Genomic DNA, 24699 nt, shown 5'->3' with positions numbered 1-24699 from the left:
AAGATTTTATTATTAGGAGGGTTTAAAATTGACTTTAACTAATTTCTTTCAATTCATTGAGATTAAAACAAAATTGGCTAGCATGATACCATTTATAGTGGGAACACTCTATTCAATGTACCGATATAAAAGCTTTAATTTAAAGAATTTTATTATTATGAGTGTATCTTTATTAGCCTTTGACATGGCTACAACAGCAATTAACAATTATATTGATCACAAAAAAGCTTTAAAAAGTCATGAGAATAAAAGTGAGATTCCTGGGTATGGCTTTAAAGATTCCACAGCCTTAGCTATAATTTTTATATTGATTTTACTGGCTATTTTTTTCGGGATTTTACTAACTTTAAATACTAATGTAATGGTACTCTTAATCGGAGTTATATCATTCTTAGCAGGTATATTCTATACATATGGTCCTATTCCAATTTCACGTACACCACTAGGAGAAATATTTTCTGGTGTATTTATGGGATTTGTAATTCTATTTTTATCTGTTTACATTCAAATATTTGATAAAAATATAATCTCATTCATGTATTATGATAATATGTTAAACATTAGCATAAACCTAGTAGAGGTATTTTATATCTTCTTAATCTCCATACCAACAATGGGTGGCATAGCAAACATAATGCTTGCTAATAACATTTGTGATGTTGAAGATGATAAAGTAAATAATAGATTTACATTGCCTTACTATCTAGGTGTGAAAAATGCATTTAACCTATTTAAAGTTCTATATTATATAGGATACTTAGATATTATAATTTTAGTTATATTAAAAATTTCACCAGTAGTGTCTTTACTGGTAATCTTGACTATAATACCATTGAATAAAAACATAAAATTGTTCCACCAAAAGCCTATTAAAAGTGAAACCTTCATATATTCCGTTAAAAATTTTGCTTTAGTTAACATAACTCACATACTAGCAATTTCAATAGCTCTTATATTTAAATGGTAGATGATTGCAAGGTGCTACATTAAAAAATTTGAATTATGTAACCGTCTTAAATAAAATTATCCATCTTGGATAAACTTATTTAAGGCGGTTATTTAAATTTAAGTATAATTTAATATATACTATGGAATCTTCAGATTATTTATTGACAAAGGATATTTAAACGTATACAATAAGCTTAACCGGTTTACTTAATCGGTTAAGCTAAGAAGAGGTGATCTATTGTATGAATAAAATTTGCGTACTTGGAAGTTTAAATATGGATATAGTATTAAAAGTAGAAAACATGGCTAAAATTGGTGAAACCATTTTTGCTAAAAGTATAAGCAATATTCCTGGAGGGAAAGGAGCAAATCAAGCAGTTGCTTCTAAACGAATGGGTTCAGCTGTGCACATGGTAGGTAAGGTTGGGCTAGATAACAATGGTGATTTCTTAGTAAACGCACTTGCGAGGGATGGTATAAATACAGACTTTGTTTTTAAAGATAATAAACAAAGTACAGGCACAGCTATAATTAATGTGGATAGCCAAGGTAATAACTGTATAGTCGTGGTAGCTGGTGCTAATATGAGTATTAATAAAGATGAGATAAAGCAGAGTTATTCAATTATAAAGGATTGTGATGTAATAATTGCACAATTTGAAACGCCTAGTGAAATAACATTTGAGGCATTCAATTTTGCAAAATCACATGGAGTTATAACAATACTAAATCCAGCTCCAGCAAAAAAACTAGATAAAAATTTATTAAAATGTACAGATATAATAATTCCTAATGAAACAGAAGCTTATGAACTTACAGGAATTTTAGTAGAAGATTTAGAAGGTGCTAAAAAGGCAGGGTTGAGTTTCATGAACATGGGAGTAAAGTACGTAATAATAACTCTAGGTTCAAAGGGTGCTGCATTAATAACTAAAGAAAAGGCAGAATTAATTCCAGCTATTTTGGTTAAAGCTATTGATACAACTGCTGCTGGAGATAGCTTTATTGGAGCAGTATCAAGTAAACTCAGGGCTGAAGAATTGAGCTATGAAAATCTTAGAAAGGCTATAGTTTTTGCTAACAAAGTTTCTTCAATAGTAGTTCAAAGATTAGGAGCGCAACCTTCAATACCAACAAAAAAAGAGGTAATAGACATTTGCGGGGAAGATAGCTATTTATAATTGTTATTTTTCCTAGAGGAATACAAGGAGGTATAATTATGAAAAAAACTGCATTATTAAATTCACAAATATGTGAAGTAGTATCTAAAATGGGACACAAGGATACCTTAGCTATAGGTGACTGTGGTCTACCGATACCAGACAGCACTAAAAGAATAGATATTGCATTAATTAAAAATATACCGGGCTTTATTGAAACTTTGAATTCTATATTAACAGAACTTCAAATAGAAGAAGTAATAGTGGCTAAGGAAACATTTGATGTTAGTCCTCATGTATTTAATGAAATTAAAAAGGCAGTTGGCGATGTAAAAATCACATTTATAGCTCATGAGGAACTGAAGTATCAGTTAAAAGAGTGCAAAGCAGTAGTAAGAACAGGTGAACAAACACCCTATGCAAATGTAATACTAAAATCAGGAGTTGTATTCTAACTATAGGTTAATATAATTAAGTTTTGAGGAGGAGTTTCAATGACTATCATAAAGCCGCTACTTCAGATGAAAAATGTTTCAAAATCCTTTCCAGGAGTAAAAGCACTGGAAGATGTTAGATTAGAAGCTTATAGCGGAGAAGTTCTGGCTCTACTTGGAGAGAATGGAGCAGGTAAATCTACCCTAATGAAGATTTTAAGTGGAGTCTATCATAAGGATACAGGAAGCATTTTTATCCAAGGTTCTGAAGTAGATATAAGAGGGATAAAAGATGCTGAAAAGCATGGAATAGCAATTATTCATCAAGAACTAAGTCTTCTTCCTAATTTAAGCATATGGGAAAATATATTCTTAGGTAATGAAGGAATTAATGGATTAACAAGAAGAATAAATAAAAAAGAGCTAAAAGAAAAATCAGAAGCACTACTTAAAGATATTGGTTTCAGTATGGATGTGAAGACCTTAGTTAAAGATTTGAATGTAGGTGAAAAACAGCTAATAGAAATAGCTAAGGCACTTTCTAAAAACTCGAAAATAATAATAATGGATGAGCCTACAACTGCATTAACTGATGTTGAAACAGATAATCTTTTTAAAGTAATTGCTAAGCTCAAAAGTGACAACATGGGTATTGTTTACATCTCTCATAGAATGGATGAGATATTTCAAATTTGTGATAGGATAACAGTTTTAAGAGATGGTAAATATATTGGTGAGGTTAAAACAACCGACATTACTAAAGAAGATTTAATATCAATGATGGTCGGCAGAAAACTGGAAGAACAGTTTCCATACAGAAAGTCAACTAAAGGACATACTATTCTTAAGGTCGAAAACTTAAGCTTTGGTAAAAAGGTTTGTGATATTAGCTTCGAAGCAAAGAGTGGAGAAATCTTAGGTGTCTCAGGACTTATGGGTTCAGGTCGGACAGAAATGGCAAAAACAATATTTGGAGAATATAAAAAATCATCAGGTAAAATATTTGTTGATGGTGAAGAAGTTAATATTTGTTCCCCAAAAGATTCTATTGAAAAAGGAATATGCTATCTTTCCGAAGACAGGAAACAAGAGGGGCTTATTCTAGGTATGTCAGTAGCTAGCAATATGACCTTAGCTAACCTTAAAAAGTATGAAAATGGAGCTAAATGTATAAATAAAGTAGAAGAAAGTAAGGAAGTCCAAGAATATATAAAGAAGCTTTCCATAAAGACTCCTAGTTCAGAACAGTTAATTAAAAATTTAAGTGGAGGAAATCAGCAAAAGGTTATTTTAGCGAAATGGCTCATGCTTGCACCTAAAGTATTAATTATAGATGAGCCAACTAGAGGAATAGACGTAGGGGCTAAGAAAGAAATCTATGATGTTTTAAATGAATTAAAGGCTACAGGTAAATCAATTATTATGATATCCTCTGATATGACTGAAATACTTGGAATATGCGATAGAATTTTAATCATGCACGAAGGAGAAATATCTGGTGAGCTTAGTCGGGACGAAGCTTCACAAGAAGCAATAATGAAATATGCAGTAGGTATAAAAAATTAAAATACTGAAAAAGAACATCAGCCAGGAAGGAGTTTTATTGTGAAAAATAATTTAAAGAGTGTAGTTTTAAAGTATAAATCGCTAATAGGTCTTTTGATATTATGTATAGTTATATCATTTATTACACCAAGATTTTTAAGTTTAGGAAATATTAAAAATGTACTTACTCAAGTTTCGGTAAATGCAGTTATAGCTATAGGAATGTCTTTTGTAATCCTTACGGGAGGTATTGATTTATCTGTAGGATCAATACTTGCGGTCAGCGCTGCAGCGGCAGCAAGTATAATAAAATCTACAGGTAATATATATTTAGCAATAATTGTAGCTTTAGCTATCGGCTGTGTAATAGGTCTTATGAATGGTGTTCTTATTTCAAAAGGTAGAATACAAGCTTTCATTGTTACACTAGCTACTATGACTATTTTTAGAGGTGTAACTTATGTATATACTAATGGTACTCCTATTTCAGGACTTGGACAAAATTTTTCTAGCATAGGTAATAAAATGATTTTAGGGCTACCAATTCCGGTTGTAATTATGGTTATAGTCTTTGGTTTAGCATTTTATGTTTTAAGTCAAACTAGATATGGTAGATATCTTTATGCACTTGGCGGAAATGAAGACTCAGCAAGATTATCCGGTATTAATACAGATAAAATTAAAACACTTGTTTATGTTATCTGTGGTGCAACAGCAGCCTTAAGTGGAATAATTGTTACAAGTAGAATAGGATCAGCTTCACCAAATGCTGGAGTAGGTTTTGAGCTAGATGCTATAGCGGCTGTTGTAGTAGGTGGTACTTCTTTATCTGGCGGAGAGGGAAGTGTAGTAGGTACAATAATAGGTGCTCTAATAATAGGTGTGCTAAATAATGGATTGAATCTCGTAAATGTGTCACCTTTTTATCAAGCAATAGTTAAGGGATTAGTTATTCTACTCGCCGTAATGGTTAAACGGAATGATAAATAAAAAATGGAGGATGATTTAAATGAAAAAAAGAGCAAAATTACTATCGATGGCATTATCAACAGTACTAATTATGGGAACTTTGGCTGGCTGCACGTCACAAAAGGGCGCTGAAGGTGGAAAGAAGATTGGAATGGTAATATCAACTCTGAATAACCCATTCTTTGTATCAATGAAAGAGGGCGCGGAGAAGAAGGCTAAGGAACTCGGATATGAGGTTGTAGTTCTTGACTCACAAAACGATGCTGCAAAGGAAAGGTCTAATGTGGAAGATTTAATTCAACAAGGAATTGTAGCTTTAATAATCAACCCAACGGATAGTGATGCTGTTGTAAATTCAATAACAGTAGCAAATGATAACAAAATAAAAGTTATTACTGTAGATAGAAAAGCCAATGGTGGAGAAGTTGTATGTCACGTAGCATCTGATAACATAAAAGGTGGAGAGATGGCAGCAGAATTTATACTTGAAAAATTAAACGGGAAAGGAAACCTAGTAGAATTACAGGGTATTCCAGGAGCGTCTGCTACAAGAGATAGAGGTAAGGGCTTTCACAATATAGTAGATAAAAAAGATGGTGTTAAGGTTGTTGCTAGTCAAGCAGCAGATTTCGATAGGCAAAAGGGATTAACTGTTACCGAAAATATTATTCAAGCCACTCCTGCCTTCGATGCAATATTTGCACATAACGATGAAATGGCACTAGGAGCTATAAAGGCAGCTAAAACAGCAAACAAAAAAGTGATTATTGTAGGCTTTGATGGAAATGATGAAGCAAAAGCAGCAGTAAAAAGTGGAGACCTAGCAGCTACTATAGCGCAAAAACCTGATTTAATGGGATCAGTTGCAGTTGAAAATGCTGTTAAGATAGCAAAAGGTGAAACAGTTCAAAAAGAAGTTCCAGTAGAACTTCAACTAATCAAAAAATAGTAATGAAAATATTATTCCCCCAATAATAGAATATAAAAAAATAACCCAGGGTATTATCCACTGGGTTATTTTTTTATAAAGCATTTCAATACAAGGTATATTTTGGTATAATTTTATATAATTATGGTTTTTAACTTAAACTTAAAAATTACAGTTTTTAAATACTAGCTTGTTAATAATTGTGAGTATTTACTTAAAATCGGAGGATCATTATGAATAATGTTACAATGAAGGATATAGCAGAAATGGCTGGGGTTTCAAAGGCTACAGTTTCAATGGTTATGAACAAAAAGGATGATAGCATAAGCGACGCAACTAGAAACAGAATACTGAAAATTGCAAAAGAAATGAGCTATATTCCTAATTCCATAGCTAGAAGCCTTAGCACAAAAAAATCCGGTACTATTGGAATAATACTTCCAGATATCACAAATCCCTTTTTCTCAGAAATGGCAAGAGCAATTGAAGATGAGGCAGAAAGACTAGAATATAATCTAATAATATGTAACACGGATAATGATATAGACAAAGAAGAAAAATATATCGAACTTCTTATAAGCAAGCTTATAGATGGCGTAATTTTTATGTCTGGTGGAAAAAGTAATGAAAGTATAACACTATTAAAAAACAACAACGTTCCCTTTGTATTGGTTGATAGATATATTGAAGGATATAAAGATGATTATGGAGTGTTTTGCTTAAACAAGCAGGGTGTTATCGATGGTATTAAATACTTATATGAAAAGGGAAACCGTAAAATAGTTTTTGTGAAAGGAAGAGAAGATATAGAAGTATCAAAGCAAAGATTAGAAGGATATATTGATGCAATGAAGAATTATGGATTATATGATAAAAAGTATATTTTTGAAGGAGATTTTAATGTTGAAGGGGGTATAATGGCTACTGAAAAAATAATAAGTGTGTTTAAGGAGTTAGATGCCATTTTTTATAGTAATGATATGATGGCTCTGGGAGGAATGAAAATTCTACACAGAAATGGTTATAAAATCCCAAGGAATATATCAATTATTGGCTTTGATAATATTCATATATCAGAGATTATTGAACCAGAACTTACAACAATAGCTCAGCCTATATATACAATGGGGAAAAAAGCATGCAGTATCTTAATAGATGTAATAAATGGAGAGCTACCTAATGAAAAACAAGTTTACTTTGAAACAGAACTTATTATTAGAGGAACTACATAATTAATTTTTTTAAAAGACAATTCTAGCTATGGGGGAAATATATATTGAATATATTTCCTTGGAAATATAAGACAATATTTTTTATCATTTACTGCTTTTTATAAACTTTTTTATAAAAAAATATTAATGCATTAGAATAATCACATTGATAATTATGAAGCGCTAATGACAGCAGAATTATTCCCTTATAGGGTTGCTACGAAATCTAAAAACTTTTGATTTAATCAAATAACTCCAAAAGGCCAATTAACTAAATACAGTTAATTGGCCTTTTTAGATTAATTTAATTTATTCTAAGTTCGTCTATATTAACACATAAAATAGTTGCAATAGTTTCAATTATATTAAATGATGGATTTTTTTTACTTCCTCGTTCCAGTTCTTCTAAATAAGTCTGGGATACATGTACATTTAAATTTTTGGATAAAGTTGATATATCTCTGCTCGTTAAAGATTTATTAAGTCTCAATTCTCTAATCCTAGCGCCATTAAGCATATAAAAACCTCCTTATAATTATCTATAACTAATTAAATTGTACAAGTTAATTATACTACGAATATAGGCAAAAGCTATGTTAATTTTCTGTATTATTTGTTAAAAATAGAGATAATTAAGTAATATTCTAATTTTACAATTACCATTCATGAAATGTTAACATATCTGCCACTTAAGTGCCATGGTATAACTTTATTATATATTTATAAGACATATGCATTGTGATTAAAATAAATTTAACATACTGATTTGTACTTCCTCTGTAAACCCCCTTTTGCAGAGGAAATTTTCATATTAGATACAATATAATAAATTATGATTATTGATGGTATTATTATATAATATAAAGTAGAGTTAGAAATTATTATTTAAATTTAGAAATTTAACTTATTTGTCTCAAGTTTTTAATAAAGGAGAAAATCATATGAATGAAACCATTTTAATAGTAGATGATGAAGAAAGAATTAGAAATCTTGTGTCTATTTATTTAAGAAAAGAGAATTTTACTATTTTACAAGCTGAAAATGGCAGTGAGGCTGTAAATATATTTAATAAAAACAAAGTAGATTTGATTATTCTAGATGTAATGATGCCTGTTATGGATGGATGGGACGTTTGCAAGGAAATAAGGAAAACCTCAAATATCCCCGTTATAATGCTCACAGCTAAATCAGAAGAAGATGACGAATTATTGGGTTTTGAATTAGGAACAGATCATTATATTACTAAGCCTTTCGTTCCAAAGCTATTAGTTGCAAAAGTAAAAGCCATTATACGAAGGACTCATACCTCTGAGGTTATTCTGAATGAAGAAAATAGCTTTGATGGCCTTGTAGTTGATAATTTAAGCCATGAGGTTACTGTAGACAATATCGAAATCAATTTATCCCCAAAAGAATTCGAGCTACTAAATTATTTTATAATTAATAAAAGAATCGTATTAAGTAGAGAAAAAATATTAGATGCACTATGGGGTATTGACTATTTTGGAGATTTGAGAACGGTGGATACTGTTATAAAAAGATTGCGAGAAAAATTAGGTGAAAAATCTTACCTTATAGCAACTATAAGAGGTACCGGCTATAAATTTGAGGTGAAAAATGAAAAGTAAAAAGAGTATTACAATAAAGCTTTTCACAATAACCTCTATAGTTTTCGTAATTTTTATAACTACTAATTTGGTAGTTCAGTCCCAGTTTTTTGAGCAGTTTTATAGAAAATGGAAAACTGACAATCTTGAAACTAACCTTGTTAAATTTGAAAGCCAATATAGTTTGCTCCAAAAAAATGAAGATGAGACTAGCTTAATTACCTCTTTTGAAGAAGAGAATAATTATAAAATAATTATAAGAGATAGATTAGGAAATTTGAAATATCTTGCAAAAACAACTGATGTAAGAAAAGACTCCATAAAAGTTAGAATCATGAACCAAATAATGTCATCTGAAATAGAAAATCGGGGTGGGATTACTAAATTTAAAGACACTAAAAAACCCTTTATTTTTATTACGCAGCAAAACCCCGATATGGCTGCAAGTGTAGCAGGTATATTATATGATGAAAAGAAAGATGAAACTGTGTGTGCTTTTTCTTCACTACAGCCAGTAAATGAAGCAGTCCAAGTTATAAAGGAATTTTACTTATATTTTTATATAGGTGCCCTAATTACTATTCTACTTCTTTCTTTTTTTTACTCAAATATGATTGCAAAGCCACTTATAAAAATTACTAAAACAGCTACTAAAATGGCAAAGCTTGACTTTACAGAAAAATGTGAGGTTAAAAGTGAAGATGAAATAGGTGCTCTAGCTACCTCACTTAATCTTCTTTCAGAAAATTTATATAGTGCATTAACCTCACTTACAGATGCTAATACACAATTAGAAAAGGATATTGAAAAAGAAAAAAAATTAACAGAGATGAGAAAAGACTTTGTAGCAGCGGTTTCTCATGAGCTTAAAACACCTATTACCCTTATAGAAGGGTATACCCTAGCTTTAAATGATGATGTTTTAGAAGGGGAAGAAAAACAATATTTTATCGATGTAATTATGGATGAATCTAGGAAAATGAACAGTTTAGTATCAGATATGTTAGATTTATCTCAATTAGAATCAGGAAATTTTAAGTTGACTAAAGAGGAGTTCACTCTTCATGAGCTAGTAAAATCAGTTACTAGGAAATTTTCTTCCTTACTTCACGAAAAGCAAATTAAACTTGGATTAAATCTTATCCAAGATATAAAAGTAAATGCAGATTGGAACAGAATAGAACAGGTAATAACAAATTATATGACTAATGCAATAAGACATACGCAGGAGGGTGGATCCATAACAGTAACAATGATAAATAGAGAAGATACCATTTGTGTTGAAGTAGAAAATAGTGGAAATGCAATTGATGTTTCAGAATCGAATAAGATATGGGATAACTTCTATAAAATCGATAAATCAAGGACTAGAAAACTTGGGGGTACTGGTCTAGGTCTTTCAATAGTTAAAAATATAATATTACTTCATGGTGGTAGCTACGGAGTAGAAAACACAGAAATTGGAGTTAAATTCTATTTTATTTTAATAAAACAATAGAGATACTGTAATAATAACATAAGAACGGTATGTAAAATGATAAAGTAATTCATTTCACATACCGTTCTTATATTAGTTTGCGACCTGTATATCACCTTGGATCATATCTTTATAATATCCACCACTTCTCATAAGTTCATCGTGATTTCCTATTTCTATAATTTCGCCATGTTTTAGCACCACTATTTTATCTGCATTTCTTATGGTTGATAATCTATGTGCAATAATAAGTGTAGTTCTATCTTGAGCCATTTCTTCAATTACCTTTTGTATTAACTTTTCAGTATGTGTATCTATATTTGCCGTAGCCTCATCTAATATAAATATAGAAGGCGAATGAGCAAGGGCCCTAGAAAATGATAAAAGCTGCTTCTGACCAGCTGAAAAAGTGGATCCTCTTTCCTTAACGGCTGAGTGTATTCCACCTGGCAGTTCGTTTACAAAGTCTAAGGCGCAAGTAGTTTTAAGGGACTTAATTAAAGTCTTTTCGCTTATATTATCATTTAATAAAACATTAGATTTTACATCGCCTGAAAATAAAAATATATCTTGAAGCACAACGGATATACTTTTTCTTAAGTCCTTCTTTTTTATATCATTAATATTAATTCCATCTATTAGTATCTCACCCTTTTGAATTTTATAAAACCCGCTTATAAGGCTTATTATTGTAGTTTTTCCTGCACCTGTTTCTCCTATAAAAGCAACAGTTTCCGTTTTTTTAACTTTAAAACACACATTCTTTAATATCCACTCTGAATTATTATAAGAAAACCATACATTCTTAAATTCTATATCACCCTGTAAGTTATCAAAGCTCCTGCCTTCATCTAAATCCTCTAGAGAATCTTCCTCATCTAGAAGTTCAAAAATTCGTTCTGCAGAAACCAAAGCGGATTGAATAGTAGTATAGTTATCCGCAAGATCAGAAATTGGATTAAAAAATTGTTTTATATAGGTTGTAAAAGCGAAAAGCACACCTATCTCTATAGTATGGTTTGCGATTTTACTCATTGAATACCATAATATTATTGCTACTGCAAGGCTCTGGAAGACATCAGCTGCCGGTCTTAATATACTGTTCATCCTAACTTGAAATAATGTACTTTTTAAATATTCACCGTTTAATTTTAGAAACTCATTGTTTTTTTCACTTTCGCCAGCAAATATTTGTATAATTTTCATCCCTGAAATATTCTCTGCCATAAATCCATTAATTTTACCTATTAAGCTTTTCATTTTTGAAAAGTTATTCTTTATTTTATTTTTCAAAAGAAAAACGATAAAAAACATCATAGGAACTACTGAAAATGATATGAGTGCCAATTTTACATCAAGTGCTAGCATAGCATATACTATTCCTATAAGTAAGAATACATCTTTAAACAAACTAATAATTACATCAGTATACATCTCACTTAGTGCTTCCACATCATTTGTAGCTCTAGTTATGAGTCTTCCTGAAGAGGTTTTATCAAGATATGATAGTGGAAGAAATTGTATTGTTCGAAATACTCTTCTTCTCAAATTCCTCATTATTTCCTGACCAGCTTTATTTATTAAGTTCACTTGAGTAAAAGTGGATATCCCACCAATAGCTACAACAGTAAAATATAATAGTCCCATAGTTGCTATAGAGTACATACCGCTTTGCGATACTTTCTTTATTAAAAAATCATCGATGACAAGCTTTAGTATATAGGGTTTTAAAAGTTCGGCAGCATTAACAAGCATTACACATAATGCGGCTAAGATTATTTTATTTAGGTATGGTTTTGTTAACGCTAAAAGTCTCTTAATACTATTGATTTTATGAAGCTTCCCACTCAGATTTTTTTTGCTGGTTTTCATGTTGGGACTTGTAGGTTTCATAATATAGTCCTCCTTTCTTTATGAGTTCATCATGAGTTCCATTTTCACATATCCTACCGTCATCTAATACTATAATAAAATCTGCATGTTTTATTGTGGAAATTCTATGAGCAACAATTAATGTGGTTTTACCAAATCTCCATTTTTTTATATTCTTAAGTAGTTTGGACTCAGTAATAGTGTCCACAGCAGAGAGTGAATCATCTAAAATCAGTATTGATGGGTCTCGTATAATAGCCCTGGCTATAGAAATACGTTGCTTTTCACCACCGGATAGGTTAACACCACGTTCTCCAAGTACAGTATCAAAGCCCATAGGAAACCCTATAATACTTTCATATATGGAGCTTATTTTAGCAGCTTTTTCAACCTCCTCATCAGTGTATATATCCTTGAAAAATTTTATATTTTCTTTAATAGATGCGGAAAACAAAAAGTTGTCTTGAGGTACATACCCAATGCTACTTCTAAGTGTTTCTAGGCAATAGTCATTTATGTCCACAGAGTCAATAAATATTTCTTCTGGTGATGACACATAAAGCTTTAATAATAAACTTACTAGGGTAGTTTTTCCTGAACCGGTTTTCCCTGTGATTCCAATGGTATACCCCTTAGGTATTTTAAGGCTAATGTTTTGTAAAGCTTTTTTATTAAAATTGCTATAAGAAAAACTCAAATTTTTAAATTCTATTTCACCATCAATAGCAGTACTTATCATTTTTGCTCCATCCTGAATTTTAGGTTTCACATTTAATATTTCATCCAATCTCTTTATTGAAGCAATACCTCTTTGAACTATATTTATAACTCTTCCTATGGAAATTATAGGTCGCATAATCATGGTCAAATATCCATTAAAAGCAATAAAATCTCCAAGCGTTATACTTCCATTTAACACCATATTTCCACCTATAATAAGGTTCATAACAAAGCTTATACTAAAGGAAATCTCAATAATAGGGGAGAGAGAGGCTGATACTTTTACCATATTAATGTTAGAGTCCATCATCTTATCGTTTAACACCTCAAACTTCTCGCCCTCCGCTTCTTCCTGAACATAAGATTTTATCACTCTAATTCCATATATGTTTTCTTGAACTCTTCCAGATATAGAGGCAAAGTTCTCTTGAACAACTCTAAATCGCTTTTGAACAAGCTTTCCAATTTTTAGCATGAAAAATAGGATAAAGGGAACTGGAATTAATATCATCAAAGTGAATTTCAGGTTCATAATCTTTGACATGGAATAAATAGAAACGCTTAAGATAGCAATGCCATTTATGATCATGGCCGTTGCTGGTCCCAAAGTCATTCTTATAGCAGAAATATCATTTATAGCGTAAGCGATTAAATCTCCAGTTTTCCTATTGTTATAAAACTCAGGAGATAGTTTTTGAAAGTGAGTATATAATTTTTCACGAAGATGGCATTCAAGATTTCTAGCATTTACTACAATTAGATTTCTCCATGCATAAGTACTTATAAAAGTGCCCGTAGTAATTAAAAGTATGTATACTATTTTTATTTTTACAAGATTGAAAGTAAAATTATACCTTCCCAGTATATCTATGGTATCGCCTAGAACTCTAGGAAAAAACGACTGAATATAAGATGTTAAAAACATAAATAGAATGCCAATAATATATGATATTTTGTGTTTTTTAATAAACTCTACTATTATGTTCTTTCCCATTTAATTTTCTCCTTTACGAATTTTAATTAATCATCACCTGGAGTGCTGAAATGCGGTTAAGTCTTTGACAGATTCTCTTGAAATTAAAGTACTGTTAATTGTTATGCTCTCACATGGTTTATCTGGGTTATTAATCCTTTTTAAAAGGAGCTCCACTGCTATTTCACAGGAATATTCAATATTTAAATCTAAAGTTGTAAGGGTAGGTAGCGTTAAAGAGGACATTTCAGTATTGCCACTACTAATGATAGATATATCTTCCGGTACTTTAATTCCCTTTTTATAAAGGAGATTAATTAATTTCACAGCTATAAAGTCCCCTTGACAAATAATTGCTGAAGGTTTATTTTTTACACTAAGCAAATTCATAACTGATATTTCAAAATTTTCTTCGAAATTCTCTTCAATATAAGTAAATAACTCACTTCTAATAGGTATTTCATAATCTTCAAGAGCAGAGGTTATTCCAAGCACCTTTTCTTTATTCCTAAACAAAATACTGCGCCTTCCTAAAAAACCAATATCCACATGTCCATTTTTTATTAAATACTCACATTGCTTGTATCCTCCATTATTAAAATTAAACCAAACACTGTCAACGTCGCAAGAAGGGGAATACCCTGTATAAAAAATGTAGTTTTTAATTTTTTCTTTTAGAAAACCTACATAGTTATCATCAAATTTGCCGATGAAAATTAGGCCATTAAAATTATTTTCCTTTAATAGTTTAAATGGAGGTTGCATCTTATCCTGGCTATTCTTATCAACAAATTCTGTGTGATAGGATATCTCCATATTTTGAAGAGCCCGTTCAATCCCCTGTATCATATAAGCAAAATTACTATTGTCTTGTATAAGAGGCCTTTGATGGAGTACCAAAATTTTATAAGAGTTTTTGTTTATAGACTTTAAATAGCCCATTTCCTTTGCTTTAACAGTGATCTTCTCTCTTAATTTTTCTCCAACTCCAATTTTCCCTGCTAGTGCTCTGCTTACAGATATTGCTGAGATATCTAATGCAGCGGCTATATCTGATATTGTAGTTTTGTTACTCAAATAACCCACCTCCAAATTTATGCTCTAATACTATTATAAGTAATATTAAGTTAAAATACAACGTTTTAAATAAATATACTTAACGTTACAATATTAAATTTATAACGTTAATTAAAAATAAGCATAAAAAATAACAAGTCATTATGCTAGCATTTTGACTTGTTATTTTTTACATATGCCTAAGTTTATAGAAATTATAATTTCTATAAACTTATCTTTAGGTAATGCACGCGCTTAGCCGGCCAAGAATTTTTATAATATATATTTAAAGCCTCAAAAGAATGATGAGAGACTAAAGGCTGTGAATCTCTAAAAGCTGTAATAATAGTAGAGTGAAATATATTTCCATCATTACCTTCGAAAAATATTAGATCACCTAATTCAAGCAGGCTAGTATCATTTATTTCAAGGCCTTTAATTCCGGTCGCTTCAGATTGTTGATTGACTTTTAAAGTCCAATAAAGGGAATGTGCCACAGTCCAGGTCACTGACCAAGTATCATCCTTTGTACTAAGGATATTATTCTTTTTGTACCACCATGGATGCGAGCCATTAAAAGTCATAGGTGCACCACCTGCTAGTAGGCACTGAGATATAAAGTTTGCGCAATCCCCGCTTGTATCATTATTAATAAGAGGGAAGTACCTAAAGCTGGGGTTTGGATGTAATGCGTAGGTTATTGCATAATTAACAGCATTTATTCTAGAATATTGGTTGGCTCTAAAAGAGTCCATATTACGCTCCATAAAATTACTATTATTAAATACTATGATAAAGCTACTTTGAATGTTCACAAAAACAAAGAATTATTCTATTCCAGCTACGCTTACATTTAATAGTTTAACAATTTTAGGTCCTATAAAATTATTATCTTTTTGTAGCTCTTTTGATAAATACATTTGTTTTTGCAATTTTTTAATATTACCTGAGACGGACCCACCCGTAACCGGAATAGTATTGGTACCATCAAAAAACCAACCTAGCCTAATTTCTCCAGCGAAATCTCCTGTTAAAGTATCCATTTGGAAGTCAGAAAAGGCTATGATTTCTAGGTATGGCTCCGCTTTAAAATCAGCTATTGAATGAGTTCCCCCTTCTATAACAAAGTTTGATATATTGCCTGTGGGCTCTACATTTAAATAATGGCAATGACGCAAGTCACCATGATAACTATTTAAAACACCACTATTAAATATCTTGACAGAATTCACAGGAAAACCATTAGAATCATATGGAGAAGATTTGGTTGAGTTTTTCATAAAAGGATCTAAAATAAGAGTTATCAAATCGCCCTGTACATCCTCACCTTGAATATTTTCACCAAGCTTTGCAGTAGACATTCCATTGTACACAGTTTTAGCAGATGCTTGTGACACGTAATAGTTTAATAATTCAATGACTGGCGTTCCATTAAGTAATATAGTATATTTTCCAAGTGCTGGGGTAGGGGATGCAATAGCTTTTTCTTTGCTAACAATAAGCATCTCTTTTACTTTTTCATCTATCAAATCATAATTCAACTCTGAAAAATCTATGTGCTTATAAAGTTCAATTTCTTCAGTATCTTCCTTCCAATTGGTTATAAACTCCAGTTCTCCTTTATATGTTGTGAAAGATACATCTATGCCTGTAGAGCTTACAATACGTGTATAAACTTTATTAAGGAAGATTTCAGAGGAATTTATACCGCCTTTATCATAATTATCAGAATTGTAGATTGCATCAGTTAATGTAGGAAGCCATTCGCTCAGTGGTTTCTCGGAAAAGTTACTTATTATTGACCGCTGAGTCTTATGGGAGGGCTCTAGTAAAGGATAATATTTATTCTTTATGAAGCTTGCTGCAAAGGAAACTTCTTCAATAACCTGAAGGATTTCTTCATCACTCATAGTAGGATGAATTATAGCGGAAGAGGATCCTGTATATGCTACATGATCTTGTTCAAAGTTTTTATAAACTGTTATATTAAAATTATGCACATTTTTAGCTCTATACATATCTAAGCCTTTTTTTACAAAGAAGAGCTCACTAGCAGTTATTTTATTTTCTATAATTTTAAAACCATCCATACTAAAACTATTCATCTCTAAACTATCTGATTTTACAGATTCAGCAATAAGATTTTTTATTCTTTCTATCATTATCCTAACCTCACTTTTGCTTTGATATATGGGCCACCATCAGAAACTTTAACAAATTCTTTATACCCTTTGCCACAAGCACCAGAACCAGAAAGTTCCACGGTTTCTGATAGCATAGATACGGATTTTAAAACATCTGGCACATATCCTGTCATAATTACAGGGGAAACTACTTCACCAGTTAATCTTCCATCTTTAATTTCACTACCCTTAAGTATCATACATTGAATTCCCCAATTTTTAGGGTCTTCCATGCCACTCATGGTGCCGTCTAAAATGTACCCATATTTGATAGAAGCTATCATATCTTCTAAAGTATCATTTCCAGCAGTAAAGAAGGTATTAGTCATTCTTGCATAAGCTTTTCTTTCAAAAGATTCTCTTTTGCCATTGCCAGTAGGTTTAGTACCTAGTTTAAGAGCTGATAGTATATCTGAAATTCCTGTTTTAAGTATTCCTTTTTCTATAACAACTGTATCTGTTCCGAGTACCCCTTCATCATCAAACAAATAAGAGGACATATTACTGGCGGCTGCAGCACCGTCATGCATTGTAACTAATTCTGATGCCACAGACTTCCCTAGATATTCCAAAGCTTTTGCTCTCTTTTTAACGAACATGTCCATTTCTACTCCATGACCAAAAGCTTCATGGGCAATTAATCCTGATATTTCAGGAGAACATATTACTTCATATTCACCTGGTATTACGCTCCTCGCATCTAAAAGTTTTATACTAGTATCTACCACTTTTTCTATGGCATTTTCCATTTCATCAATTAATTCCACTGCCTTTAAACCAGAGAAAGAGGCATGGGCATATTTAGTATTCTCATCTCTACGGACTATGCTTACCAAATATCCTTCACTCCATATATAAGATTGTTCTAGTTCTTTATTGTTAGAAATAAAAATTTTTGACACATGAACTTCATGATACGCTACTCTAAAATCTACAAGTAAATCTGAATAACTTAAAGCAGAATCTTTAATAAAACACATTTTCTCTATTTTCTCTTTTGATGTTAAATTAGAGGGAAGAGTAATGACTTCTCCTAAAAACTGCTCCTTTATTAGTGTTTCTTCCATTAAATCATATGCATTTACAGCTATTGAGGCCTTTTTAAGAATTTCAAGAGTTTTGGTCATCTCTATCTGTATTTCATCCACAATGGCATTTAAATTATCCTCACTGATTTCGTTAAAAGAAAACTCAGAATAGTTTACACCGTTATGAACTCTTATAACAAAACCACGTTCACACCAAAATGAATCGCTTAAATCTATACCAGTTTTTTGTACGTTATATATTTTACCTTTAGTATCTGTGCCTAAAATTGATACATACTTATAGTTTTCAGAAAGAATGCCTACTATTTTTTTAAAAATAGGCTTCTGACTTATTAAAAAACTCGACATTGAAACTTTCATTAAATTATCCCTCCAATATTCCTTTTATTGTACTAATCTATTATTAATTACCTTACACATTTTAGAAATATATTTCCTCAAAAAGAGTACATTAATAACTTCTGAATTTCTAAAATATTTCCAATAATAATTATATACTAAATTTATCAACAAATCCATAAACTTGAATAAATGAATAATTATTCACGCGCATACATCTAAATATTTAAGGAGTAGACACTCAGGAAATCAAATAATATGTAATTATGTTGAATATTTGATATATAAATTAATCTTGTGTATAATTAAAACAAATTGAATATTAAAACCTATTACCTCTTAAGAAAAAAGCTTTAGCAAATTTATCAAAATATAAAATACCTACAACTTTGGTTTCTACAATTACAGCTGGAGTAAATGAAGATGAAGTAGGCGAAATATTCACTTTTGGTATTAACACACCTTATTAATAACACTTTTGTATTTACTATTGAAGATGTGTTAAAAAATGCAGGTGGGAGCATTACTGATATAAAAACCACTTGTGACTGTTTAAAATTTCTAAAAGACTTCAAACATATTGTTCCACTAAACTTTTTCATGAAATCAACTGGGGTAGATGAGTGTTCTTAACGCATCTTCCACTAAAATTAGTTAAGAATTTATATTTTTAATAATAAAATTAAGCTATAGTTAGTATAATTAAATATATATCTAATACGGAGGGGTTTCATATGGTTAGTCAAAGTATAATTATTTTTATAATAGTTGCCATAGTTTTTTGTACTCTATTCCCGATAGTTTCAGTAATATATTTTAAAAACAAAGAACACTTTTCAATTAAAACAGTTGCTATTGGAGGTTTAGGGTTTTTTCTCTTTGTTATGGTACTAGAAAGTCTACTTCATAGCATGGTGATATCTACAAAAATAATTAAGGTGAACACAATTACTTTTGCTATTTATGGCGCGCTAGCTGCCGGTATATTTGAAGAAGTGGGTAGATTTGTGATGTTCAAATTTTTCCTTAAAAACAATAGGCAATGGAAAGATGGGTTAGGTTATGGACTCGGTCATGCTGGAATAGAAACTATCTTAATAGGGGCTTTGTCATACCTAAATGCTTTAATAATGTCCCTTGCAATAAATTCAGGCACAATTAACAATTTACTTAAAAACCAAAATACAGCTGAAATTGAAACTGTAAAAAATTCACTAGTAAATGTGACGTTACTTGCCACCTCCATGGGCGTATTTGAAAGGGTATTCGCTTTTACAATTCAGATAGCACTTACTTTTATAGTCTTGTATGCTATAAGGGAAAGGAAAAACATATATCTGCTAGTTGCCATATTACTTCACGCTTTAGTAGATTCTGCACCAGCACTATATCAAATGAAGATTATTACTAATATATATTTTATAGAAGGCCTAGTATTTTTATTCGCTATTATTAGCTTTATATTTATAATGAAAACTAAATCATTGTTTAATGATAAAGTACAAATTGAAATATCGAAATAATTATTAAAATTAAAATTGGTTAGTTTCTATTTTAAAAAGAAAGAATGAGATTTTATTGTTTAGAAAGCATTTAAAGAATCATCCAAATATTTTTGGATGATTCTTTTTTATAATGCATTTCTCACATAAAGTATATATTTAGCTCTATCTAAAGGATTAACACCAATTCTTTCTCTTATGGACCCTATTTCTAAGGAGCAAGGCTCATAACTCAAAAATCTAGTTGTCATTACTGCTTTCCCTGAGGAAATTCTTCCTAATTCTCCTGGATATTCAAGTGAGGTGGATACAGGCATTTTTCCTTCTATTGTGAAAGTGCCGTTATGTATAAATGGAGTTTCAAAGCTCCCACGCATTTTTATAATATCATTTAAAACTCTTCCACCTACATCCTCAGGTACAGTAATTCTAAACTTAATTATTGGTTCAAGGAGTGTAGTGCCTATTTCATTTAGACCTCTCATGATGCCCATGGCGGCTGATGTTGCAAAGTCTCCTGAACGTGAATGCATAACATGGTCTTCACCGTAAGTAAAGGTTATTTTTAAATCGGTCACTGGCCAACCATATATACCTTGACTTAAAATTTGATCTAAATTATCTTCTATTTCTCGTTGATACTTTAACTTTACTTTTTCAGTTCTTACCTTAGATTCATAGATACGACCAGTTCCCATTGGTAGTGGTTCAATTAAAAATTCAACTATAGCCCAGCAGGGTTTGGGCATAGTATAACGAGATTCACCATATCCACTTGCTATAGGAGTTTCTTTGTAGATAACAGAGGGTGGACCAAAGGTAACCTGTAGGTTGAATCTTTCCATTAAAACGGCTTCAATATATTCAATTTGAATTTTACCCATAATGCGGATATGAAGTTCTTTCTTTTCTTTTATCCATTGCAGGTTAAGAAGGGGATCTTCCTCTTGTAGCAACGTTAAAGCATCAACTAAAGCTATATAGTCTTCTTTAATTTTCGAATAAATTCTTAAAGTGAGAAGTGGGGTTGTAATTGTTTGGAGACTGGGAATATAAGTTTTGCTTCCAAGTATATCGTAGGTGCTACAATTTAACCCACTCACCATTACCAAATCACAACTGCTAGCTGATTTTACATCAATTTGTTTTTGATTACTCAGTTTTTTTATCATAGTAATCTTTTCAATTTTGCCTGTAGTTACATTAAAAATATCATCTCTAGTAGATATTGTTCCACTAAATATTTTTATATGAGCTATTTTACCTGTGGTTTTGTTGTGGGAAATTTTGTATACTAGTGCTGAGAGCTCAGAATCATCTAAATTCTCTGGAGCTGGAAGATAATCTATTATGCCGTCTAGCAGTTCCTTAATTCCTTCCCCTCTTAGTGCAGTACCATAAAGCACAGGGTAGATTTTACCTTTAATAGCTTGCGCCAATATCTCATCTTTTATCATGCCTAGGGTTAAAGTACCCTCGAAAAATTGCTTGAAAAAACTTTCGTTATAATTACCTAGCATATCTATTATATCTTCAAGTAGTTGTTTGTGAGCAACCTCTTTTATTTCTGATATATTTTTTTCGTAATTTGTTATATCAAATATGTTGGATACAACAAACTCATTATTTTTTTCGTAGACTATTTGAAGTGGTATAAGATCCATTGTTAGAAGCTTTTTCATATCCACAATAGTCTTAGAGGGTGAGGCTCCCATACGATCTAATTTATTTATAAAGAATATTGAAGGTATATTTAATTCCTTTAAAGCATTAAAGTACACTTCTGTTTGAGGCTGTACTCCTTCTACTGAGGACAATACCACTATAGCTCCATCTAGAACACCTATACTTCTCTCTACTTCAGAACTGAAATCAATATGCCCTGGAGTATCTATAACATGGATATTAGTTTCTTTGTAAGTAAGATCAATTTCAGTAGCTTTTACTGATATACCTCTTTGCTTTTCAATATCTAAAGAATCTGTATGGGTTGTACCTTTATCTACGCTGCCTAAAATTCTGCTACAACCACTTTGATAAAGTAATTGCTCTGTTAAAGTTGTTTTTCCAGCATCAACATGGGCGACTATTCCAATATTTCTAATACTACTTTTTACTGTCATATTTATATCTCCATTAATCAATTTTTTTAAGCTAATCATCCTCGAAAAAATAATCAGGATGTCAGCGAGTCTATTTTTTATTATATTCCATTATTTTCATTGTGTCTATTAGTATGAAATATGATCATTATTAAGATAAAATATTATAATCTCTTAATTTATTACAACATTTACTGTATAATAAAATATAGAACACTAATTAGGAGAGATGCAAATGGATAAAATAGAATTACTAGCCCCTGCCGGAAGTATGGAAAGCGTTATTGCAGCAGTGCAAATGGGCGCAGATGCAGTTTATATAGGAGGAAGCAAATTCTCAGCAAGAGCTTATGCTTTTAATTTTGATGATGAGAATATTGCTCGCGCGGTAGATTATTGCCACATATATGGAGTTCGCGTATATGTTACATTAAACACCTTAGTAAAGGATAATGAATTAAAAGAAATTATGGAGTATGTAGGATTTTTATATAGCGTAGGAGTAGATGCTTTATTACTTCAAGATACAGGATTAATATACTTAATAAGAAATAATTTTCCTGAGTTTGAGCTCCATGCATCTACACAGATGACAATTCATAATGGTGAAGCTGCACTATTTTTAAAAAATATGGGCTTTAAAAGAATTGTTCTTTCAAGAGAGCTCAGTTTAAAAGAAATTGATTACATATCTAACACACTAAAAGTGGAAACAGAAGTTTTTGTTCATGGAGCACTATGTATATGTTATTCAGGTCAGTGCCTTATGAGTAGTATTATAGGTGGTAGAAGTGGAAACAGAGGTAGATGTGCACAACCCTGTAGATTGCCTTATACACTAATAGATAAAAACACTAACAGGGAGCATAAGGCATACATTTTAAGCCCTAAAGACATTTGTACTTTAGATAACTTAAAAGATATAGTTGCAACAGGTACTTCTTCATTAAAAATAGAAGGAAGAATGAAAAAACCAGAATATGTTTCAGGCGTGGTGGATATATATAGACGGGCATTAGACAACATTTATAACAATAAAATACAAAAGTTAGATGAGGATACTAAAATTTTAACACAATTATTTAATAGAGAAGGATTTTCAAAGGCTTATCTATATGGTAATAGTGGAAAAGATATGATGGCATATAAGGTTCCTAAGAATTCTGGAATTCCAATAGGAAAAGTTGCCCCTGATTTGTCAGTAACTCTTTTAGAAAAGGTAGCTTTAAAAGATGGTATAATGTTTGGTGAAGACGGGTTCGCCATATCAAAGATTATTGTGAATGGAATGGAAGCTTCAAAGGCAGTTATAGGGGATAAGGTTTTACTAAAACCAACTAAATTTAGAGCTGGAGACACTTTATATAAGATTTCTGATGTGGAACTCATGAATGAACTTTCCAAAAGTTATAGTGATGCGTTTAAGAGGAAGATAGAATTAAATCTTTCAATAAACTTTAGTGTAAATAAACCACTGTGTATAAGTGCTAGTTACATGGGAGAGAACTTCAACGTCTTGGGAGAGCTAGTTCAAGCGGCTGTAAATAAACCATTAGATAGAGAACGTATTATTAAGAATCTATCTAAAACAGGCGACACCCCTTTCAAAATAAATGATGTGAATTTTGAAAGCTTTGAAGACGGCTTCCTGCCAATGGCTGCATTAAATTTAGTTAGGCGAGAATTAACAGAGAATATTCAAAAGCATATAATAGGAAAGTATAAAAGAGAAAAAAACAGTAAACAGATTAATTATGATAAAAAGAAGAGTTTACAAGTAGAAACGAATAATTTAGAAGCACTGTATAAGCAAGATAATGTTATGCCGGAGACACTTATATATGTAAGTAATGAGCAGCAGCTAAGAGCAGTACTAGAAATGGGTTTTGATAATATTGCTATAAACCCTTTTATGAGGGAGTGTAACATCAACTTTAATAAGTATGATGTAAATATTTATCTAAAGGTACCTAATATTATCAAGGGAGAATTCGAAAGTGTTTGCGACTTTATTGAAAATAATTTAACCAAATTAAAAGGTATTATTACAGCTAATTTAGGAATAATTAATAGATTTAACAAGAAGGTAAGTATCATTGGAGATTATAAATTAAATGTTTTTAATAGTTATGCAGGAGATTTTTACAAGTATTTCCTTACGGGAACTTGCATTAGTGCAGAGCTTAATCAAAAGGAAATTAAAGAAATAGCAGCTAAAAGTTCATTACCACTGCAAATTATGGTTTACGGGAAATATGAACTTATGGTTAGTGAATACTGTGCTATAGGAAGTGTTTTTGGTAACAAAAGCGATAACAAAACTTGCGCCCTGAAATGTACTAGTGGAACTTATACGCTTAAAGACAGAATGGGTGAAGAATTTAGGATTAATACTGACAAATATTGTAGAAGCTATATTTATAATAATGTGCCAGTAAATTTGATTTCTAACATGACAGAAATCATGAAAAACAAAATTTCCTGTTTTAGATTAGATTTTATACATGAGAATTATGAGGAAACGCTTGAGGTTCTTCGCAATTATATTGAAAGGACTTGGAACACAGATTTTAAAAATTATACTAGAGGCCACTATAAAAGAGGCGTGGAATAAAGGAAAGACG

Annotated in this window: 20 protein-coding genes; 12 read left to right on the top strand and 8 right to left on the bottom strand. The window is 31.1% G+C overall.

Features of this window, described 5'->3' with window-relative positions:
* Positions 1-28: 28 nt before the first annotated feature.
* The 7 genes from G9F72_RS15175 to G9F72_RS15145 all read left to right on the top strand — a co-directional run bounded on the left by G9F72_RS15175 (position 29) and on the right by G9F72_RS15145 (position 7216).
* Positions 29-967 carry a 1,4-dihydroxy-2-naphthoate polyprenyltransferase gene (locus tag G9F72_RS15175; RefSeq protein ID WP_164955492.1) on the top strand — a complete coding sequence of 313 codons (939 nt, stop codon included), beginning with the start codon at positions 29-31 and terminating at the stop codon, positions 965-967.
* A 223-nt stretch (positions 968-1190) separates the two neighbouring features.
* Positions 1191-2129 (top strand): ribokinase, encoded by a 939-nt coding sequence (gene rbsK / locus G9F72_RS15170; RefSeq protein WP_164955491.1) that lies wholly within the window; start codon positions 1191-1193, stop codon positions 2127-2129.
* A 38-nt stretch (positions 2130-2167) separates the two neighbouring features.
* Entirely contained in the window at positions 2168-2563 is a 396-nt protein-coding gene (rbsD, locus tag G9F72_RS15165; RefSeq protein WP_164955490.1) for a D-ribose pyranase, read from the top strand.
* A gap of 39 nt (positions 2564-2602) precedes the next feature.
* On the top strand, positions 2603-4108 hold the full coding sequence (locus G9F72_RS15160; protein ID WP_164955489.1) for a sugar ABC transporter ATP-binding protein: 1506 nt from the start codon (positions 2603-2605) through the stop codon (positions 4106-4108).
* Positions 4109-4147: 39 nt separating this feature from the next.
* Complete coding sequence (locus G9F72_RS15155) at positions 4148-5077, top strand: ABC transporter permease subunit (protein ID WP_164955488.1); 930 nt, start codon at positions 4148-4150, stop codon at positions 5075-5077.
* Between the two features lie 19 nt (positions 5078-5096).
* Entirely contained in the window at positions 5097-6005 is a 909-nt protein-coding gene (rbsB, locus tag G9F72_RS15150) for a ribose ABC transporter substrate-binding protein RbsB (RefSeq protein ID WP_164955487.1), read from the top strand.
* A gap of 212 nt (positions 6006-6217) precedes the next feature.
* Entirely contained in the window at positions 6218-7216 is a 999-nt protein-coding gene (locus tag G9F72_RS15145) for a LacI family DNA-binding transcriptional regulator (RefSeq protein ID WP_164955486.1), read from the top strand.
* Positions 7217-7499: 283 nt separating this feature from the next.
* Here G9F72_RS15145 and G9F72_RS15140 read toward each other — a convergent pair whose 3' ends face one another.
* Entirely contained in the window at positions 7500-7712 is a 213-nt protein-coding gene (locus G9F72_RS15140; RefSeq protein WP_164955485.1) for a helix-turn-helix domain-containing protein, read from the bottom strand.
* A 424-nt stretch (positions 7713-8136) separates the two neighbouring features.
* Between G9F72_RS15140 and G9F72_RS15135 the strand changes: the two genes are divergently transcribed.
* Together G9F72_RS15135 and G9F72_RS15130 are read left to right on the top strand one after the other, a co-directional pair.
* Positions 8137-8823, top strand: coding sequence for a response regulator transcription factor (locus tag G9F72_RS15135; RefSeq protein ID WP_164955484.1), 687 nt, complete (start codon positions 8137-8139; stop codon positions 8821-8823).
* Entirely contained in the window at positions 8813-10300 is a 1488-nt protein-coding gene (locus G9F72_RS15130) for a sensor histidine kinase (protein ID WP_164955483.1), read from the top strand. The genes G9F72_RS15135 and G9F72_RS15130 overlap by 11 nt, the downstream gene beginning before the upstream one ends.
* 72 nt (positions 10301-10372) lie before the next feature.
* Here G9F72_RS15130 and G9F72_RS15125 read toward each other — a convergent pair whose 3' ends face one another.
* From G9F72_RS15125 to G9F72_RS15100, 6 genes are all read right to left on the bottom strand, one after another.
* Entirely contained in the window at positions 10373-12172 is a 1800-nt protein-coding gene (locus tag G9F72_RS15125) for an ABC transporter ATP-binding protein (protein ID WP_164955482.1), read from the bottom strand.
* Positions 12111-13865, bottom strand: coding sequence for an ABC transporter ATP-binding protein (locus G9F72_RS15120; RefSeq protein ID WP_164955481.1), 1755 nt, complete (start codon positions 13863-13865; stop codon positions 12111-12113). Before G9F72_RS15120 ends, G9F72_RS15125 begins: the two co-directional genes overlap by 62 nt.
* Positions 13866-13898: 33 nt before the next feature.
* Positions 13899-14921 carry a LacI family DNA-binding transcriptional regulator gene (locus G9F72_RS15115; RefSeq protein WP_164955480.1) on the bottom strand — a complete coding sequence of 341 codons (1023 nt, stop codon included), beginning with the start codon at positions 14919-14921 and terminating at the stop codon, positions 13899-13901.
* A gap of 203 nt (positions 14922-15124) precedes the next feature.
* Positions 15125-15655 carry an amidase domain-containing protein gene (locus G9F72_RS15110; protein ID WP_164955479.1) on the bottom strand — a complete coding sequence of 177 codons (531 nt, stop codon included), beginning with the start codon at positions 15653-15655 and terminating at the stop codon, positions 15125-15127.
* A 72-nt stretch (positions 15656-15727) separates the two neighbouring features.
* Positions 15728-17062, bottom strand: a complete 1335-nt coding sequence (locus G9F72_RS15105) for a metallopeptidase TldD-related protein (protein WP_164955478.1) — start codon at positions 17060-17062, stop codon at positions 15728-15730.
* Entirely contained in the window at positions 17062-18492 is a 1431-nt protein-coding gene (locus tag G9F72_RS15100; protein ID WP_164955477.1) for a TldD/PmbA family protein, read from the bottom strand. The genes G9F72_RS15105 and G9F72_RS15100 overlap by 1 nt, the downstream gene beginning before the upstream one ends.
* A 426-nt stretch (positions 18493-18918) precedes the next feature.
* On the opposite strand from G9F72_RS15100, the gene G9F72_RS15095 reads away from it, so the two are divergent.
* Both G9F72_RS15095 and G9F72_RS15090 read left to right on the top strand, forming a co-directional pair.
* Complete coding sequence (locus G9F72_RS15095) at positions 18919-19104, top strand: hypothetical protein (RefSeq protein WP_224676138.1); 186 nt, start codon at positions 18919-18921, stop codon at positions 19102-19104.
* 101 nt (positions 19105-19205) lie between these two features.
* Positions 19206-19994 (top strand): YhfC family intramembrane metalloprotease, encoded by a 789-nt coding sequence (locus G9F72_RS15090; protein WP_164955476.1) that lies wholly within the window; start codon positions 19206-19208, stop codon positions 19992-19994.
* A 107-nt stretch (positions 19995-20101) separates the two neighbouring features.
* On the opposite strand, the gene G9F72_RS15085 is transcribed toward G9F72_RS15090, so the two are convergent.
* Positions 20102-22096 carry an elongation factor G gene (locus tag G9F72_RS15085; RefSeq protein WP_164955475.1) on the bottom strand — a complete coding sequence of 665 codons (1995 nt, stop codon included), beginning with the start codon at positions 22094-22096 and terminating at the stop codon, positions 20102-20104.
* 214 nt (positions 22097-22310) lie between these two features.
* Here G9F72_RS15085 and G9F72_RS15080 point away from each other — a divergent pair, with 214 nt between their 5' ends.
* Positions 22311-24689 (top strand): DUF3656 domain-containing U32 family peptidase, encoded by a 2379-nt coding sequence (locus G9F72_RS15080; RefSeq protein WP_164955474.1) that lies wholly within the window; start codon positions 22311-22313, stop codon positions 24687-24689.
* The last annotated feature ends 10 nt before the right edge of the window (positions 24690-24699 follow it).

Origin of the sequence: Clostridium estertheticum, assembly GCF_011065935.2 — a bacterium.
In the GTDB taxonomy this organism is placed as follows: domain Bacteria; phylum Bacillota; class Clostridia; order Clostridiales; family Clostridiaceae; genus Clostridium_AD; species Clostridium_AD estertheticum_A.
Note: the sequence above shows the minus strand (reverse complement) of the source record. Positions and strands in the feature narration are given on the sequence as shown.

Bases quoted from the DNA above. Each gene is read 5' to 3' on its own strand.
- rbsK (WP_164955491.1), top strand. From the start codon at position 1,191: ATGAATAAAATTTGCGTACTTGGAAGTTTAAATATGGATATAGTATTA.
- rbsD (WP_164955490.1), top strand. From the start codon at position 2,168: ATGAAAAAAACTGCATTATTAAATTCACAAATATGTGAAGTAGTATCT.
- G9F72_RS15160 (WP_164955489.1), top strand. From the start codon at position 2,603: ATGACTATCATAAAGCCGCTACTTCAGATGAAAAATGTTTCAAAATCC.
- rbsB (WP_164955487.1), top strand. From the start codon at position 5,097: ATGAAAAAAAGAGCAAAATTACTATCGATGGCATTATCAACAGTACTA.
- G9F72_RS15145 (WP_164955486.1), top strand. From the start codon at position 6,218: ATGAATAATGTTACAATGAAGGATATAGCAGAAATGGCTGGGGTTTCA.
- G9F72_RS15140 (WP_164955485.1), bottom strand. From the start codon at position 7,712: ATGCTTAATGGCGCTAGGATTAGAGAATTGAGACTTAATAAATCTTTA.
- G9F72_RS15135 (WP_164955484.1), top strand. From the start codon at position 8,137: ATGAATGAAACCATTTTAATAGTAGATGATGAAGAAAGAATTAGAAAT.
- G9F72_RS15130 (WP_164955483.1), top strand. From the start codon at position 8,813: ATGAAAAGTAAAAAGAGTATTACAATAAAGCTTTTCACAATAACCTCT.
- G9F72_RS15125 (WP_164955482.1), bottom strand. From the start codon at position 12,172: ATGAAACCTACAAGTCCCAACATGAAAACCAGCAAAAAAAATCTGAGT.
- G9F72_RS15120 (WP_164955481.1), bottom strand. From the start codon at position 13,865: ATGGGAAAGAACATAATAGTAGAGTTTATTAAAAAACACAAAATATCA.
- G9F72_RS15110 (WP_164955479.1), bottom strand. From the start codon at position 15,655: ATGGACTCTTTTAGAGCCAACCAATATTCTAGAATAAATGCTGTTAAT.
- G9F72_RS15105 (WP_164955478.1), bottom strand. From the start codon at position 17,062: ATGATAGAAAGAATAAAAAATCTTATTGCTGAATCTGTAAAATCAGAT.
- G9F72_RS15100 (WP_164955477.1), bottom strand. From the start codon at position 18,492: ATGAAAGTTTCAATGTCGAGTTTTTTAATAAGTCAGAAGCCTATTTTT.
- G9F72_RS15090 (WP_164955476.1), top strand. From the start codon at position 19,206: ATGGTTAGTCAAAGTATAATTATTTTTATAATAGTTGCCATAGTTTTT.
- G9F72_RS15085 (WP_164955475.1), bottom strand. From the start codon at position 22,096: ATGACAGTAAAAAGTAGTATTAGAAATATTGGAATAGTCGCCCATGTT.
- G9F72_RS15080 (WP_164955474.1), top strand. From the start codon at position 22,311: ATGGATAAAATAGAATTACTAGCCCCTGCCGGAAGTATGGAAAGCGTT.